The 15,281-nt window shown below is 66.2% G+C and carries 19 protein-coding genes and 1 pseudogene; 9 read left to right on the top strand and 11 right to left on the bottom strand.

The genetic code is table 11. The features are described 5' to 3' along the window. The first annotated feature begins 58 nt into the window (after positions 1–58). Positions 59–1,351, top strand: a complete 1,293-nt coding sequence (locus CKW46_RS02610; RefSeq protein WP_015353920.1) for an MFS transporter — start codon at positions 59–61, stop codon at positions 1,349–1,351. Positions 1,352–1,353: 2 nt separating this feature from the next. Continuing rightward, on the top strand, positions 1,354–2,127 hold the full coding sequence (locus CKW46_RS02605) for a TIGR03084 family metal-binding protein (protein WP_015353919.1): 774 nt from the start codon (positions 1,354–1,356) through the stop codon (positions 2,125–2,127). Between the two features lie 19 nt (positions 2,128–2,146). On the opposite strand, the gene CKW46_RS02600 is transcribed toward CKW46_RS02605, so the two are convergent. The 3 genes from CKW46_RS02600 to CKW46_RS02590 form a co-directional block, all read right to left on the bottom strand. Then, positions 2,147–2,401 (bottom strand): hypothetical protein, encoded by a 255-nt coding sequence (locus tag CKW46_RS02600; protein ID WP_015353918.1) that lies wholly within the window; start codon positions 2,399–2,401, stop codon positions 2,147–2,149. A gap of 124 nt (positions 2,402–2,525) precedes the next feature. After that, positions 2,526–2,846 (bottom strand): DUF2710 family protein, encoded by a 321-nt coding sequence (locus CKW46_RS02595; protein WP_085981818.1) that lies wholly within the window; start codon positions 2,844–2,846, stop codon positions 2,526–2,528. An 87-nt stretch (positions 2,847–2,933) separates the two neighbouring features. Further along, positions 2,934–4,040, bottom strand: coding sequence for a DUF5631 domain-containing protein (locus tag CKW46_RS02590; protein WP_117437348.1), 1,107 nt, complete (start codon positions 4,038–4,040; stop codon positions 2,934–2,936). A gap of 79 nt (positions 4,041–4,119) precedes the next feature. Here CKW46_RS02590 and CKW46_RS02585 point away from each other — a divergent pair, with 79 nt between their 5' ends. Further along, a complete protein-coding gene (locus CKW46_RS02585; RefSeq protein ID WP_020727578.1) occupies positions 4,120–4,263 on the top strand; it encodes a hypothetical protein in 144 nt (47 codons plus the stop codon). Between the two features lie 4 nt (positions 4,264–4,267). On the opposite strand, the gene CKW46_RS02580 is transcribed toward CKW46_RS02585, so the two are convergent. The 6 genes and pseudogenes from CKW46_RS02580 to CKW46_RS02555 form a co-directional block, all read right to left on the bottom strand. Further along, positions 4,268–4,573, bottom strand: coding sequence for a DUF2694 family protein (locus CKW46_RS02580; RefSeq protein WP_015353914.1), 306 nt, complete (start codon positions 4,571–4,573; stop codon positions 4,268–4,270). Beyond that, a complete protein-coding gene (locus CKW46_RS02575; protein ID WP_015353913.1) occupies positions 4,570–4,887 on the bottom strand; it encodes an ESX-1 secretion-associated protein in 318 nt (105 codons plus the stop codon). Before CKW46_RS02575 ends, CKW46_RS02580 begins: the two co-directional genes overlap by 4 nt. Before the next feature lie 42 nt (positions 4,888–4,929). Next, a pseudogene (locus CKW46_RS02570) lies at positions 4,930–6,193 on the bottom strand (DUF4226 domain-containing protein). A 74-nt stretch (positions 6,194–6,267) separates the two neighbouring features. After that, the gene (locus tag CKW46_RS02565) at positions 6,268–6,648 is read right to left on the bottom strand and encodes a DUF4226 domain-containing protein (protein WP_015353911.1); all 381 of its coding nucleotides are present in this window, start codon (positions 6,646–6,648) and stop codon (positions 6,268–6,270) included. Next, complete coding sequence (locus tag CKW46_RS02560; protein ID WP_015353910.1) at positions 6,645–7,472, bottom strand: C40 family peptidase; 828 nt, start codon at positions 7,470–7,472, stop codon at positions 6,645–6,647. The genes CKW46_RS02565 and CKW46_RS02560 overlap by 4 nt, the downstream gene beginning before the upstream one ends. Continuing rightward, entirely contained in the window at positions 7,469–8,260 is a 792-nt protein-coding gene (locus tag CKW46_RS02555; protein WP_482052763.1) for a helix-turn-helix domain-containing protein, read from the bottom strand. The genes CKW46_RS02560 and CKW46_RS02555 overlap by 4 nt, the downstream gene beginning before the upstream one ends. A gap of 142 nt (positions 8,261–8,402) precedes the next feature. Between CKW46_RS02555 and CKW46_RS02550 the strand changes: the two genes are divergently transcribed. The 3 genes from CKW46_RS02550 (at position 8,403) to CKW46_RS02540 (ending at position 10,198) form a co-directional block, all read left to right on the top strand. After that, positions 8,403–8,819: a WhiB family transcriptional regulator gene (locus tag CKW46_RS02550; RefSeq protein WP_015353908.1), complete on the top strand. Its 417-nt coding sequence runs from the start codon at positions 8,403–8,405 to the stop codon at positions 8,817–8,819. Positions 8,820–8,933: 114 nt separating this feature from the next. Further along, positions 8,934–9,902, top strand: a complete 969-nt coding sequence (locus CKW46_RS02545; protein WP_482052762.1) for a pirin family protein — start codon at positions 8,934–8,936, stop codon at positions 9,900–9,902. After that, entirely contained in the window at positions 9,899–10,198 is a 300-nt protein-coding gene (locus tag CKW46_RS02540; RefSeq protein ID WP_117437354.1) for a GNAT family N-acetyltransferase, read from the top strand. The genes CKW46_RS02545 and CKW46_RS02540 overlap by 4 nt, the downstream gene beginning before the upstream one ends. A 9-nt stretch (positions 10,199–10,207) precedes the next feature. On the opposite strand, the gene CKW46_RS02535 is transcribed toward CKW46_RS02540, so the two are convergent. Continuing rightward, positions 10,208–11,521: an ammonium transporter gene (locus CKW46_RS02535; RefSeq protein WP_482052761.1), complete on the bottom strand. Its 1,314-nt coding sequence runs from the start codon at positions 11,519–11,521 to the stop codon at positions 10,208–10,210. Between the two features lie 129 nt (positions 11,522–11,650). Here CKW46_RS02535 and CKW46_RS02530 point away from each other — a divergent pair, with 129 nt between their 5' ends. Then, positions 11,651–12,610 (top strand): dipeptidase, encoded by a 960-nt coding sequence (locus tag CKW46_RS02530; protein ID WP_117437356.1) that lies wholly within the window; start codon positions 11,651–11,653, stop codon positions 12,608–12,610. A gap of 101 nt (positions 12,611–12,711) precedes the next feature. Here CKW46_RS02530 and CKW46_RS02525 read toward each other — a convergent pair whose 3' ends face one another. Next, positions 12,712–13,119 (bottom strand): cold-shock protein, encoded by a 408-nt coding sequence (locus CKW46_RS02525; RefSeq protein ID WP_117437357.1) that lies wholly within the window; start codon positions 13,117–13,119, stop codon positions 12,712–12,714. A 320-nt stretch (positions 13,120–13,439) separates the two neighbouring features. On the opposite strand from CKW46_RS02525, the gene CKW46_RS02520 reads away from it, so the two are divergent. After that, the gene (locus CKW46_RS02520; RefSeq protein WP_117437373.1) at positions 13,440–14,087 is read left to right on the top strand and encodes an ABC transporter permease; all 648 of its coding nucleotides are present in this window, start codon (positions 13,440–13,442) and stop codon (positions 14,085–14,087) included. Then, complete coding sequence (locus tag CKW46_RS02515) at positions 14,080–15,279, top strand: ABC transporter ATP-binding protein (protein ID WP_482052760.1); 1,200 nt, start codon at positions 14,080–14,082, stop codon at positions 15,277–15,279. The genes CKW46_RS02520 and CKW46_RS02515 overlap by 8 nt, the downstream gene beginning before the upstream one ends. Positions 15,280–15,281: the final 2 nt, after the last annotated feature.

The following is a 15,281-nucleotide window of genomic DNA, read 5'->3' as shown; positions in this document are numbered from 1 at the left end:
CGAAATCGGGCTAACCTTCGCTCGATCGTGGAAGTGGGGGTCTGTGATTCGCAGACGGATGCACGCCAGCGCACCCGTCGAATTGTGGCGGTCGGTAAGGAGTCCGCCTGATTTTTGGCGGCTGCTTCAGGTGCGCATCGCCAGCCAGTTCGGTGATGGCCTCTTTCAGGCGGGGCTGGCCGGGGCCTTGCTGTTCAATCCGGACCGCGCCGCCGATCCGATGGCCATTGCGCGCGCGTTCGCGGTGCTGTTCTTGCCGTACTCCCTGCTGGGCCCGTTTGCCGGTGCGCTGATGGACCGTTGGGATCGGCGCTTGGTGATCGTCGGCGCCAATATCGGTCGATTGATCCTCATTGCCGGGATCGGGACCATTCTGGCGTTTGAGGCGGGCGATCTGCTGCTGCTGTTTGTCGCGCTGTTGGCCAATGGTCTGGCCCGGTTCGTCGCCTCGGGGCTGTCGGCGTCGTTGCCCCATGTGGTGCCGCGCGAGCAGGTGGTCACGATGAATTCGGTGGCCACCGCCTCGGGTGCGGTCGCGGCGTTTGTGGGCGCCAACTTCATGTTGCTGCCCCGATGGCTGGCCGGTGGCGGTGATCATGGCGCCGCCGCGGTCATTTTCACCGCGATGATTCCGGTCGCGATTTCACTGCTGCTGGCCCTGCGGTTCGCCCCCCGGGTGCTCGGCCCCGACGACACCAAGCGCGCGATCCACGGATCGGCCGTGTACGCGGTTATCACCGGCTGGATGCACGGGGTGCGTACGGTCGTCCAGCTCCCGACGGTGGCCGCCGCGCTGTCCGGTCTGGCGGCCCACCGAATGGTGGTCGGCGTCAACTCCCTGCTGATCTTGCTGCTGGTCCATCACATGCGAGACGTGGACGTCGAAGGGTTGGGCACGGCACTGCTGTTCTTCGCCGCAACCGGCCTCGGGGCGTTCCTGGCAAACGTGCTCACCCCGGGCCTGATCAGGCGCTGGGGGCGCTACGCCACGACAAATGGCGCCCTGGCCGCCGCCGCGGTCATCCAGCTTGCCGGCGCGGGCCTGCTGCTCCCGGTCATGGTGGTGTGCGGGTTTCTGCTGGGAGTGGCCGGTCAGGTGGTCAAGCTGTGCGCCGACTCGGCGATGCAGATCGATGTCGATGACGCGCTGCGGGGACACGTGTTCGCCGTGCAGGATGCGCTGTTCTGGGTCTCGTATATCGTCTCGGTTACCGTGGCCGCGGCCTTGATTCCCGACGACGGGCGCGCGCCGGTCTTTGTGTTGGTCGGCTCGGTGATCTATCTGCTCGGACTTTGTGTGCACAGCATCGTCGGCCGGCGGAGTTCGGCCTCGAACGTTGAGGGAGGTTGACAATGGCGGGTCCCGGCCCGATCGTGGCTGACCTGGAGGCAGAAAGCGACGACCTGGACGCCCTGGTGGCGCCGCTGGCACCGCAGCGGTGGAGCGAGCTGACCCCGGCACCGGGGTGGAGCATCGCACACCAGATCGCGCACCTGCTGTGGACCGATCGCGTGGCACTCACCGCGGTGACCGACGAGGCGGGGTTCGCCGACGTACTGACCGCGGCGGCCGCCAACCCGGCCGGCTTCGTGGACGAGGGCGCCGAGGAGCTTGCGGCGATGCCGCCGGCGGAGCTGCTCAGCGATTGGCGGCTCACCCGCGGCCGACTGCATGAGGCGCTGCTCAATGTTGCCGACGGACGCAAGTTGCCGTGGTTCGGACCACCCATGAGCGCCGCGTCAATGGCCACCGCGCGCTTGATGGAGACCTGGGCGCACGGGCTTGATGTTGCCGACGCCCTCGGTGTCACCCGGCCCGCCACCGACCGGCTGCGCTCGATTGCACACCTGGGTGTGCGCACCCGCGACTACGCCTACTTCGTCAACAACCTGGCCCCGCCCACCGAGCAGTTCCTGGTCGAGCTGCGCGGCCCCGGCGGTGACCTCTGGTCGTGGGGACCGGCCGATGCGGCCCAGCGGGTCACCGGGCCCGCCGAAGATTTCTGCTTCCTGGTCACCCAGCGGCGACCGTTGAGCTCCCTGCACCTCACCGCGACCGGCGAGGATGCGCGGCAATGGCTACAGATCGCGCAGGCCTTCGCCGGGCCTCCCGGCGAAGGGCGATGACCCTAACCTGACCCGCGACCTAGCCGGCTGCGCCGTGGCGCGAGTCGCCGCCCTCGGGGTCCTCGTCGAATGCCTCGTCGTGGTGCGCCCACTGGGGCAACGGGGTTGGTGGCGCGCCCCCGAACACCGCGTTCAAGTAGGACGAAGCATTGGGATCCGATGTTGGCGGCCTGACGCCACGTCGAGCCTTGCGCACAAAGGTGAACAACAACAGGCCGCTGCCCATCACCAGGAAGCCCACCAAGGCCACCAAGGCGATCGTCAACCAGGTCATGGTCCACCAATCTAGCCCGGATGCCGCACCGATGATGCGAAAGAGGCTGTGGTGCAGATAATCTATCCGAGCCGCCGGATGACCATTTCGAACTCATTGCACCGCAGGACAATCCGGCGCCCGGTTACTGCAAAGGCCCGACGTAGCGGGCCTCGTTCTCGGCTTTCGCCTCTTCACGCAGCGCGGCGAGGGCGACGTTCAATCGATCGGCCAGCTCAGCATGGGAGTAGCCGGTCATGACGCCGGGATGCAGCGTCAACTTCAGTAACCGGCCGTCGGAATTGGCCACAGCGTGAACACATCCCAGGTCCACGCTGTAGGTGACATTCTCCGCCTGCGCGACAAGGGCTTCCCATTTGTCGGCCGCCTCGCTCAGTTCGCGAAGGACGGATTCAACGAGGTCTTTGTCGCTCAATTCCGCGCGACCGCCGGGCCCCGACACCAAGACAGTATGTCCACGGCTGTAGCCACCGTCAATTCAAACGCGACGTCGAGCGTGTATGCACCGGTGGCCGATTCGGTCGGCGAGTGGTCACGCATTGAGTTCCCGAAACCAGGCCAGGTGGTAGTTCGCCGTCACCGCGTCGCCGTTGACACTGCTTGCGGTGGCCGCCAACAACATGCAGTTGAGCAACACCTCACCATCGATGCTGGGGTAGTGGGCCACAATCTGGTGCCGCGCAGTGTCGAGATGCACTCGCAAAAGGTCGATTTCGTCTTCCACCACGGCCGTCCCGGCATCAGCCGCCTTGGCCAGTACGTGCGCCATCCTCGGCAACCCGACACGGCTGCGGGTGGCGTCACAGAGCTCTCGGGCCACATTGTCGGCCATCGGCAACTCACGCGGCCGCACCGAGGATCTCGTCGCGGTGTCTTCATCCGCCCAGGGCAGCGGATCGCCCGGGCTATAGCTCAGCGAACCCGTCGCCGCGTCGACCAGTGCGGCGAGCCGGCCGCTGCGCCGCTTCGGGGGCAGCAACCGGACGCCCTGTGGAAGGGCAATCCCGGGAGGTATCCAGCCGTGGGCGACGTCGTTGACCAGCACCGTGCCTTCTGACTGTCGCCCAATCGCCCAGTTCAGGCGAGGCTCCTGGCGGGCCACGAACATCAGCAGTCGACGCAGCCGCTGGTCGTCCGACTCCGGCACAGCCGGTGCCGGAGCTCGAGCCGCTGCCCGGGCCGCATCGACCGCGTCGGGGCGCCCGGCCATCGGCGGTTGCGGTTGCGATCCCGGTTCGCCCGCGTTCGGATCGGCGATGTCTCGTGGTGCGACGGGCGGCTCGGTTGACGCCCCTTCACGTAGTTGATTCCGTGCCGACTCGACTCGTTGCACCGCCCGCGCGCGGGCTTCGTCGATCACCCTGGCCTCCGCGGCACGTCGGTCCGAATCAAGCATTACCGCGTGGCGCAGGCTAGCCAGTTCCTCATTGGCGGAATCGGCGATTCGCTGCAGGTCGGCTTCCAAATACTCTGCCAGCGTGGCAGTTTCGGGCGCATCCCGCGACAGTTCGGTGGGCCATAGCCCGCCGATCACCCATGGGGTGCAGTCCGGCGGAGAGCTGAACGCCGGGATGGCCAGGGATTCCTGGGCGGCTTTGCGGAGGCGCTGACGCGCCGTCCGTCGCCCGAAAATCGCCATCGGCTCAGCGTACCGGCACCTCACGGGGCGTCGCAGATGGTGAATTGTGCCGACGAGCGGGCCTCGGTAGCGTGAGGCCATGGCTGATTCTGCGCTGCAGCAGCAACTCGATGAGGTGCGTTCTCTGCTAAGCCGCGCGCGGGAACTGTTTGGCGCCAATCCCGTCGAACCACCCACCGACATCGCACCCGATCCCGATACCGCCAAACCCTGGCTGCTCTAGCCGATCAGCGGCGGCGCGGCCGTAATTGGTGTGCCAGCAGGCGCTCGATGGCGACGTCGAGATCTCGGTTGGTCGGCACCTCCGCCGATGGCGTGTGGCCGGCCGCGACGATCTCTTCGCGTACTTCTAGCAAAGCCTTCAGACATGAGACATCGGCTGTCAGCAAAATTCCCTCGGCCAGCGCAGCGGCGTCGGTCTCCATCGCTCCCTCGCTCAAGGCCACGCTGTGCATGTAGCCGGCCCGGCACGACCGGACCAGAATGTGCCCGCTGGGATGGACGGTGTCGAACGCGGGGTTGGCGTCTGTCATCGACCGTTGTCGACGATGCCGCCGAAATCGTGAGCCGCGTCTTGCTCGTGCTGGTCCCACATCGCCGCGGAGGTCCGCAGGTTCTGCGCGATGTCGGCATGGTCGTCGGCCTGCTGCTCGTAGCACTGGCGTCGTAGCTCGAGAAGATCGCGACCGGCGTCGCGCAGCTCACTGAAGATCGGCCCCAATGAGTTCAGGCTCTCCTGTATCGCAGCGTGCGACGACGGCACGCTGCGCAGGTATTCGGAGGTTTGCTCGTGATGGGCAGCGGCTTCGCGCAGGTGCGCCGGCTCCACATGGATTCGATCTGCCATCCGCTGTCTCCTCGTTATGGCGCCGGGGTCCCGCCGGCGGGCTCAGTATCGCGGGGCGACCGGCGTAGTCGCCGGCCGGGTCGGGGTTGGGGCGCCGGTCTGGGCCGGCTCCGTGACGGTCGTCGATGTTGGCGGATGCTGCCAGCCTAGGAAGTTCGGCCCGCCAATGCTGGAAACCTGCTGCATCTGCCCGTCCAGAAACGCGTTGCCATCACCGAGGGCAAGCGCGTGCCGATCCGTGAACATGCCGATGTCTCCGGCGGCGAGCCGCGCCGGGTCTATCGGGTCACTCACCGGCGTTCCGGGCGGGGGGATGGCAATGCCTTGTTGCTGGAACGCATCTGCGATGGCAGCACCGCCCGCGGCGGCGTTGATAGCCGCCGCTAGTTCAGGGCTTGCCGCGGTGATCGTGTCCCCGTTGGGCAGAGTCACCGTCGTCGGTCCGGTGGGCAGCGGTTGCGGCTCGCCCGACGATGCCGGTTGCTCCGTGTCTTCGCCACCACCGTCGGTGTCCTCATCCAGATCAGCTGGTTCGTCGTCTGAGTCGTCGCCCGAGGCGTCCGGGTCCAGGGCAAGGGAGTCGAGGCTGGGGTCATCGAGCTCGTCCAGGCGTGATGCGATTGCCCGGGGGATTGCGGACAAGGCCGGACCCGCGGGCAAGTTCGGGACCGAACCAGCACCCGACGGAGTGGCAGCGCCCGATCCGTCGCCCAGGCTGGGCATGCTCGGCAGCGACGGCGCCGTCGCCGCGCCCGACGGCGCAGCGCCCTGCGGCAACGTCGCCTCATCTACCAAACCCGGGTCGTCGAACAACAGCGAGTCCAAAAGCGGGTCCCCGAGATCAGCCCAGCCGCGCGGTCCGCATCGGCACCGGTGCCCGCCGCGGGCTCGGTGGCCGTCTGCGCATCGCCGGGCGAACTCGCCTCTTGCTTGGATGCGTTGTACAGCGACGTCCATGCGGCCATCAGGGTTGCTTTCGAGGTGTCATCGAGGCTCGCAGTGGCGACCACCTCGCGGATATCTCTGAGTTTTCCGATCAGGAAGCGCTGGAAGTCGCGGGCTCCGGCCGGTGTGTCCAGATCCGAGCGGGTCCGCACCGCGGCTTCGGTCTCTTGCTGCAGCTCGTCGAGCGCCTCGCTTCCGTCGACCGCCGTCAGGTGCGCATTCAAGATAGCCGCGATCACCTGCAGATCGAGCTGCGATCTCATCGAATCTGTTGTGCTAAAGCCACTTCCGCGCCAGCGATGGCATCGGCGGCGGCTCCGCCCGCCGCGCCCGATTGCGCACGCTGCTCCGATCCGCCCATGTCGCGTGACAGTACCCAGGCGCCTCAGCGCCGACAATTCACCTCACCTGGTCTGTGCACAACCGGCTGGCGGGCTAGCCCACGGATTCGCCATAGTGTGCCCGCAAGCTCGCCAGCACAGCACTTTTCGTGCGATCAAGCTCGTGGGCGGTGGCGACGATGGTTGCGATCTCGCGCTGCTTGGCGAGCAGGAAATTCTGAAACTCACGCGCCCCCAGCGGGGTATCGAGGGCGAGCGAATCCTGGCCTGCCACAGCGCCATCGATCTCAGCACCGATCGCATCCAGCCGACGGACACTGTCGCGCATTACCGTGTGCGCACGGGTGAGCGCCTCCACCAGCGCACGGTCGGCCTCCCCGAGCACGTCGTGTTGGCGCGCCAGCTCGGCTTGCCGCGCCCGGATCGCAGCTAGCGCGGATCCGGCCTGCTCAGACCTGGGTTCGCCGCCGTTCATAGCGGCCGCCGGATTTGCACATGGCTACCCAATGGGCTGATCCGCACCGAGGCGCCCGCGTGCGGCGCCTCGACAACCAGATTGTTGCCGATCGCCAGCTGCACATGGCCCGGATGCGGGAAGACCAGATCGCCGGGCCGTATCTGCGAGCGCGACACCACGATCCCGTCGTTGATCTGCTGGTAGGTGGTGCGGTCCACGTGCACGCCCGCCTGCGCGTAGGCCCATTGGACCAGCCCGGAGCAGTCGAACCGGTCCGGGCCGGTGGCCCCCCAAACGTAGGGGCGGCCCAGCCGCGACAACGCCGCTCGCACCGCGATTCCGGCGCGCCCGCTGATCGGCGACAGCCGCTGCCTCGACCCATGGTGGTGCAGCATCCGGTACCGCAGCAGGCGCAAGGCGGCCAACCGGCGCCGCGCCCGTCGGTGCGCCCACAGAACATGCGCGCGTTGGGCACGCAGCCGGCCCACCCGGCGACGGATGGCCTCACGCTGGGCCAACGGGGTCACCGGCGGTGCCACACAATCGGCCCGAGCCTGGTTCACGACGTTGCCGGTCAACTCCCGGGCCTGCTCGCGATCCCGGTGCGCATCGGCAATCACCGCGGCAACCACCGCATCGGTTCTTGTCGCAGCCGCTAGGACTTCCCGGCCACGTGCTGCCCTGAACCTATAGCGGGGTTGATCCGTCGCGGGGTTGGGCGGGGTGTCGCGCCACAGCGGCTCCGCACCCGGTTGGGGGTGCACGTCCGGCATCCGGTGGTCGCCAGTGCCGACGAACATCTGATGGGCGCGAAGCAACGCATCGACTTCGGTGGGAATCATCGTTGCCCCTCGCCGTCGTCGTAGCCCGGACCCTGCTGTTCAGAGGACTCCGTGGATCCATCGACGAAGGCGCGAATCCGGGGGAGCGCTCCGGGCGGGATGACCCCCCTGTTGCGGATATCCCACAGTTCGTCACTATCGACACCGATCAGTGCCGCGATGACCGCGTCCGGTAACTGCGATAGCGCGCACGCCCGGTCGAAGCGCGCACTCAAGCTCGCCGGCATCCGCTCAAGCAGGGCGGTGCGCGTTGCCTCCAGCGCCTGCAGGTGCTCCATGAGTCGGGCGCTGGACTCCGAGCCGGCGTTGACCGCCACCCGCCATGAGCTGGCGGCCAGCATCTCGGCCTTCACGCACTGAGCGACCACAGAGAGAATATACGTCTCATATTCGTTTGATGTGCTCGCCGGCAATCTATCGATGACCGACCTGAGGGCATCCAGCTGGGCTTCGGCGTATCCCTCCAGCACATCGGTGTCACTGTGGCGGTCGACCACCACCACGCCGGGGCGGCGAGGCGAGGCCGTCTCGGTCGGCCGGGCAGCGAGCAGCCGGGCTAGCTCCGCCTCCGGATCGGCGGCGACCAGCAGCCGCGAGTAGGTGCCCGGCGGCAAACCGAGGCCGTTTTCTACCTTCTGAACTGTGCCTTTGTGCGGCTTGCGGGCACCTCGTTCCAGATAGCTGAGGCCCATGATGCTGACACCGGTCGCGGCCCCGAGGTCGGCCAGTGACCAATCGTGTGACTCACGCAAGGCACGGATAGCCGCACCGGCCGATTCACGGCTCACCGCTAGCTCCGGCCATAGGCGGGATATTACACAGACCGGTACGACACCCTGTTATATACGTTTTTGTCACGCTTCTCTTGCCAGGATCGCGCATCTTCGTATATGCTTTCGCATACGTTTTAGCGGAGAAGGAGACCGGCTGATGTCCAACCCTTGCGCCACCAACCCGGAACTGTGGTTCGGCTACCCCGACGAAGACAGTGGCAACGGTGCCGCGAAGGCCCGCGCCTATGAGCGCTCCGCCACCAAAGCGCGGATTCAGTGCCTGCGCCGGTGCCCGCTGGCCCAGCAACGTCTGTGTGCCGAACGGGCCGTCAAGCACCGGGAGGAGTACGGGGTGTGGGCTGGGGTCAAGCTGCCCGGGGGCCAGTACCGCAAGCGTGGACAGCTGGCTGAGGCTCATGACGTCTTGCGCCGAATCGCGGCGGGGGAGATCAATGCCCGACAGCTCCCGGAAAACACCGCCCTGCTGGCGCGCAACGAACGCGATGCCGTCCCCGTGACCGCGGTGGTGTGGCATTTGCCGGTCACACAGGTGGGCCCCCAAACAGCGGCCTAGCCCCACCGGTGGGGCCGCGTCGTGATCACGCGCTACCTGGGGCGGCCCGGTCGCCAAACCGGCGTAGGGTCGCGGTAGCTCGCCCGAGCACACCCGCGACGAAGGGTGCACCAAATGAGCAACCTGGGGACCGCACCAGCGGAGGTAGCCTGCTGCGCCGCACACGGTGCCGGTATCGAGGTGCTGCATCCGCGGGAAGTGCCGCTGGGTGGGCCGCGTGCAATCCGGGTGCAACGCACGCTTCCGCAGCGGCAACGTTCGCTGATCGGCGCCTGGTGTTTCGTCGACCACTATGGCCCGGTCTCGGCGCACATGGATGTGGCGCCCCACCCGCACACCGGACTGCAGACGGTCAGCTGGCTGTTCAGTGGGGAAGTGGAGCACCGGGACAGCGCGGGGGTCCATGCCCGGATCCGCCCCGGCGAGCTGAACCTGATGACCGCGGGCGCGGGCATCTGTCACTCCGAGGTGTCGGTGGGTAGCGGCGTGCTACATGGCGCCCAACTGTGGGTGGCCCTGCCCGATTCCGCCCGCGACACCGGGCGCGACTTTGCTCACTACGCGCCGGCACCGGCGGTGCTCCCCGGTGCGCGAGCGCGGGTGTTCATCGGCGAGCTGGCGGGCGTGCGGTGGCCGGTACATACCTTCACGCCGCTACTTGGCGCCCAGCTCGACCTGGACGCCCATGCCGAGCTGGATATCGAAGTCGACCCGACATTCGAACACGGGGTGCTGTGCGATGTCGGCGATCTCGAATTGGCTGGGACCGCGCTGGCGGCAGGCGATCTGGGCTACCAGGGCCTGGACAACACCACCGTGCACGTGCGCAACGTCGGGGCACAGCCGGCGCGACTACTGCTGTTGGGCGGCACACCGTTTGCCGAAGAATTGGTGATGTGGTGGAACTTCGTCGGGCGCAACCACGACGAGATCGTGAGCTATCGCCAACTGTGGCAGGACGCCGACGCGCGCTTCGGTGAGGTTGTCGGCTACCAGGGTTCGGTCACCCGACTGCCCGCCCCGCCCCTGCCCATCACCCGGCTGCTGCCCAGACCGCTACCGAACCGAGAGGACCATCGATGACTGCCGACAAGACCGGCGCGCAGACCACCATCACCGCCGAGGCGGGCAAGCACACGATCGCGGTCGAAGGACAAACCGTCGGACTCGCCACCTACATCGACCGCGGCGATCAGCGCGTCTTCGACCACACCGAAGTCGATCCGGCGTTCGGCGGACGGGGCCTGGCGACCATCCTCGTGGAGGAAGCCCTGCAAGACGCACGAGCCGCGGGCAAGCGCATCGTCCCGGTGTGCTCCATGGTCGTTACGGTCCTCAACAAGCATCCCGAATACGACGCGATCACCGACCCCGTTTAACGGGACAGCTCAGGCGTCCTCGATGTTGGGGCGCGGGCGAATTGCGTCCCCACCGGAGAATGGGCGATGCAGCTGCTGATGCCCATAGACACCCTCGGTGTAGGCCGTCTCCGCGTGCTGGCTGAAGTCGACACCGCTGACCTCTTCCTCGCGGCTTACCCGGAACCCCATCAACCGCTCGATCAGCGCGGCCAACAAATAGCTCACCGTGAACGCGTAGAGCGCCACCACCACCATCGCCAATGCCTGCTTGCCGAGCTGGCCCAGCCCACCGCCGTAGAACAGACCCCGCGCGCCGTCGGTCATCACCGCGGTGGCCAGCAACCCGATCAGCAGGGCGCCCACCACACCACCGATGAAGTGCACACCCACCACGTCGAGCGAGTCGTCGTAGTTGAGTTTGAACTTCACCGTGATCGCGAACGCGCAGACGATCCCGGCCGCCAACCCGACCAGGGCCGCACCCAGGGTGTTCACCGTGCCACACGACGGCGTGATCGCCACCAGACCCGCCACCACGCCCGAGGCGGCACCGAACGTGGTCGGCTTGCCGTCGCGGATCTGCTCGACTGCCAGCCAGCCCAGCATCCCCAGGCACCCGGCGACCAGGGTGTTGAGGAAGATCGCCGAGGCCAGCCCATTGGCCGCCAACGCCGAACCGGCATTGAACCCAAACCAGCCGAACCACAGCAGTCCCACACCCAGCAGCACGAACGGCAGATTGTGCGGGCGCATCGGATCAACCTTGAACCCGATGCGTGGGCCCAGCACCAGCGCCAGGGCAAGGGCCGAGGAACCCGAGACGATCTCGACGACCAGCCCGCCCGCGTAGTCGAGCACTCCCATCTTCGCCAGCCAGCCGCTGGGCGCCCACACCCAGTGCGCCACAACCGAGTACACCGCGATCGACCAGACGGGTACGAAAACCATCCAGGCCGCGAACTTGGCCCGATCCGCGATAGCACCGCTGACCAGGGCGGCGGTGATGATCGCAAAGCTCAGCTGAAAGGTCGCGAACAGCAACTCGGGAACCGACCCATGGACCGTCGCCGGACCGATACCGCGCATTCCGGCATGCGTCAGCCCGCCCACCAGCCCACCGGGGAAGCCAGGCGCCGCGCCGTCGGAGAACGCCAAGCTGTAACCGGCCAGCAACCACGCCACCGTGACCAGCGGTATGGAGATGGAGCTCATCATGATCATGTTGAGCACGCCGGTGGTGCGCACCATGCCGCCGTAGAAGATCGCCAGCCCGGGCGTCATCAGCAGCACGAGTGCGGTGCTGGCCAGCAGCCACGCGATAGCGGCGGGATCGATATCCAACTCGGCGCTCCTTCGATAGTCAGCAGCCACGAGAATATCGGCGCGATGTTTCCGATAGACGCTAGACGGCGGATCTCGGCATAGTCAGCCGCCGCAAACCGAGCCCCGGCCGCGGTGCAATATCCGTGTATGACGCCGTTCCTGTGGGACCAGCACACGTGTCTGCCGCTACAGACCGACACCTCGGTCGAACCGCTGATCCGGTACCACGGTCACGACATGGCGGTGTTGGTATCGGTCAACGCCGGGTATTCGCCGCACAGCTTCCGCGACACGACGGCGCTGCTGGATCACTACCGCGCCGCGATCAGCGCCCACCCCGATCTGGAACTGGCCGCCGGCGTCGGCGATGTCACCACCATCACCCGCGGCGGGCGCATCGCGGTGGTCTTCGACCTGGAGGACTCCCGCCCCCTCGACGACAACCTCGACAACCTGGCGACCCTGGCCGACCTCGGGGTGCGCACGCTGCTGCCGACCTACAACCACGCCAATCGTGCAGGCAGCGGTTGTCTGGACACCACCGATGCCGGCCTGACCGGCTGGGGACGCGCGATCGTCGCCGAGATGAACGACGTGGGCATCGTGCCCGACGGGTCGCACTGCAGCACCCGCACCGGACTGGACATGTGTGAGGTCTCCACCGGTCCGGTGGTCTACAGCCACTCCTGCATGCGCGCGGTGTGGGATCACCCGCGCAACATCACCGACGACCAAGCACGAGCCTGCGCGGCCACCGGTGGGGTCATCGGAATCACCGGGGTCGGCATTTTCCTGGGACCCAATACGCCCACCCTCGACGCCATGACACGACACCTGGAATACGCCGTCGATCTGGTGGGCATCGACCACGTCGGTATCAGCAGCGACTTCTCCTTCGATCTCGCCGACTTCTACGACGAGCTGGCCCGCAACCCGGACCTATTCGATGAGAGCTACACCCGCTGGGGACCGACCCAGTGGATGGCGCCCGAAACGCTGCTCACACTCGGTGCGCACCTCGCCGACCGGGGCTGGGCCGACGATCACATCAACGCGGTGCTCGGCGCCAACTTCTATCGAGTGGCGCAACGCGTCTGGCCCACCTGACAACCCCGCCACGATTGTTCCGGCGACCACACTGATACTCGCACAATTGATTGGTCGACATCTCACCCTCCGGTCCGGATCCGGAAATGGCGTCCGCTCGATTATTCGATCCAACCGTGTTTTCGGGCAAATCCCTCGAATGCCGCCCGGATGCGCACAATCTGCTCACCCGTAATTGAAGGCGTCGCCTCCAAGAGGATCTCGGTGGCCGCTTCCTTGAATTCCTGGGCCGAGAAGACATCGAAATACTCATCGGTGTCCGAGGCAGCGGCCTTGCTCCCAGCACCGGTCCTGCCGGACCCTTCCGAAGTGATCAGCACTGCCGTGGCGAACTTGCCGCGAGGACCGTCCTCGATACCAAAGGAAACCCGCGTACCGCGTTTTGCCAAAAGCCGATCGAAATCCAAGTCGTTGGCATGCAGGAAAACGTCCTCGCCACCGGAATCGGGAGCAATAAACCCATAACCACGAACATCGTCAAAACGAACAATCCGCCCTGTACCCCTCACCGAATACCCCGTTCAACTCACTCACGAATGAATACAAACATATATCCAGAGTAATTCACCGAGTCAAGTAATCTCGCCAACGAACCCGTCCTCACCGTGCTCTGGACACCGGAAGACCGCCAGCGACCCAGCGGATCCGCAACCGTACCAGCGTAGATCCCTCCCGCCTGGAAGCCGAGCACGCGAGCCGTCGCGCCGCACCCATCCGGCCGGGATTTGCCGCATCGGACTCGCGATGGGGTGCCGATCTGGTTAGGTTGAATAACGACATGACGTCCAGCACGCGCTACATCCCCATTATGGAGGCCGCTACCGAGTTCATGGGTTTATACGATTTCGTAGTCGATCGGTGGTCAGTGCTGTGGTTTCTGGCCTACCAGCACATCAGCCTGGTAGGACAGACGCTGATCCTGGCGACGGCGATAGCCCTGATTCTCGGTGTTCTCATCTACAACTCACCGCTGGGCGTGGCCGCCGGGAACGCGGTGACCGCGGTCGGGTTGACGATTCCGTCCTACGCCCTGCTCGGTGTGCTCGTCGGGATCGTCGGCCTCGGCGTTCTGCCGTCGATGATCATGCTGACCTTCTTTGGCGTGTTCCCCATTCTGCGCAACGTTGTGGTGGGACTGACCGGCGTCGACAAAGGCTTGGTGGAGTCGGCCCGGGGGATGGGAATGAGCCGACTGACCACGCTGGTGCGTCTGGAATTGCCGCTGGCGTGGCCGGTGATCATGACCGGTGTGCGGGTGTCCGCCCAGATGCTGATGGGCATCGCGGCCATCGTGGCCTTCGCGCTCGGTCCGGGTCTGGGTGGCTACATCTTCTCGGGCATCTCCCGAATGGGTGGCGCCAACGCGACCAACTCGATCGTCGCCGCCACCATCGGCATCCTGATCCTGGCGGTCATTCTCGACACGGTGCTCAACGTCATTGCGCGTCTCACCACCCCGAGAGGAATACGTGCCTGAAGCCGCATCCGCTGATCAACCGACCACGTCCGACGCTCCCCAGAGCAGCGGACTCCGGATTCTGCTGGATGGGGTGACCAAGCGGTACGGCGTGCGCTCCACACCCGCGGTCGACAACGTCACCATGGAGATCGGCGCGGGCGAGATCGTCATGTTGGTAGGCCCTTCGGGTTGTGGAAAGACCACGACGATGAAGATGATCAACCGGCTGATCGAGCCCACCAGCGGGCGGATCTTCATCGGCGATGACGATGTCACCCGCCGCAACCCCGATGAACTTCGACGCCACATCGGTTACGTGGTCCAGGGCGCGGGACTGTTCCCGCACCTGACGGTGGGTGACAACATCGGCATCGTTCCCCGCCTACTCAAGTGGGACAAGAACCGGGTTGCCGCCCGTATCGACGAACTGCTCGACCTGGTCAACCTCGACCCGGCCCAGTACCGCGACCGGTTCCCCCGCGAACTCTCCGGGGGCCAGCAGCAGCGCGTCGGTGTCGCTCGCGCCCTGGCCGCCGACCCGCCGGTGCTGTTGATGGACGAGCCGTTCGGTGCGGTCGACCCGATCACCCGCCAACGACTACAGGACGAGTTGTTGCGGCTGCAGGAAGAGCTGCACAAGACCATCGTCTTCGTCACCCACGACTTCGGCGAGGCCGTCAAGCTGGGTGACCGGATCGCCATCCTGACCACCGGCTCCAAGGTCGTCCAATACGACACCCCGGAACGGATCCTCGCCGAACCCGCCAACGACTTCGTCCGCGGCTTCGTCGGCGCCGGCGCTACCCTCATGCAGCTCAGCCTGACCCGGGTGCGCGACATCGACCTGCACGAGGCCGTCGTTGCGCAGGCCGGCGGCGACCCCGCCGAAGCCGTTGAACTGGCCGGATCCCTCGACCGGGAGCATGCCATCGTGCTTGACCGGCAGAATCGGCCGCTGCGCTGGCTGCCCCTCGAGGAGCTGGCCAAACCCCAAGCACTGGCCCAGGTGACCCGCGATGACGACCTAGAGTGCGTCAACCTGGCATCGACCCTCAACGACGCGTTAGACGAAATGCTGACCTCGTCACACGGGGTCGTGGTCGTCACCGGCCGACGCAATATCTACCAGGGCGTCATTAGAGTCGAGACGATCATGGAGGCAATCGCCGACATACGCGGTGCAGCGAACTCTGAGGAGCCCGACACGTGAGC

Source organism: Mycobacterium liflandii, assembly GCF_022354805.1.
Lineage (GTDB): Bacteria > Actinomycetota > Actinomycetes > Mycobacteriales > Mycobacteriaceae > Mycobacterium > Mycobacterium marinum.
The sequence above is the reverse complement of the archived record's forward strand: the minus strand, read 5'-3'. Positions and strand labels throughout refer to the sequence as shown.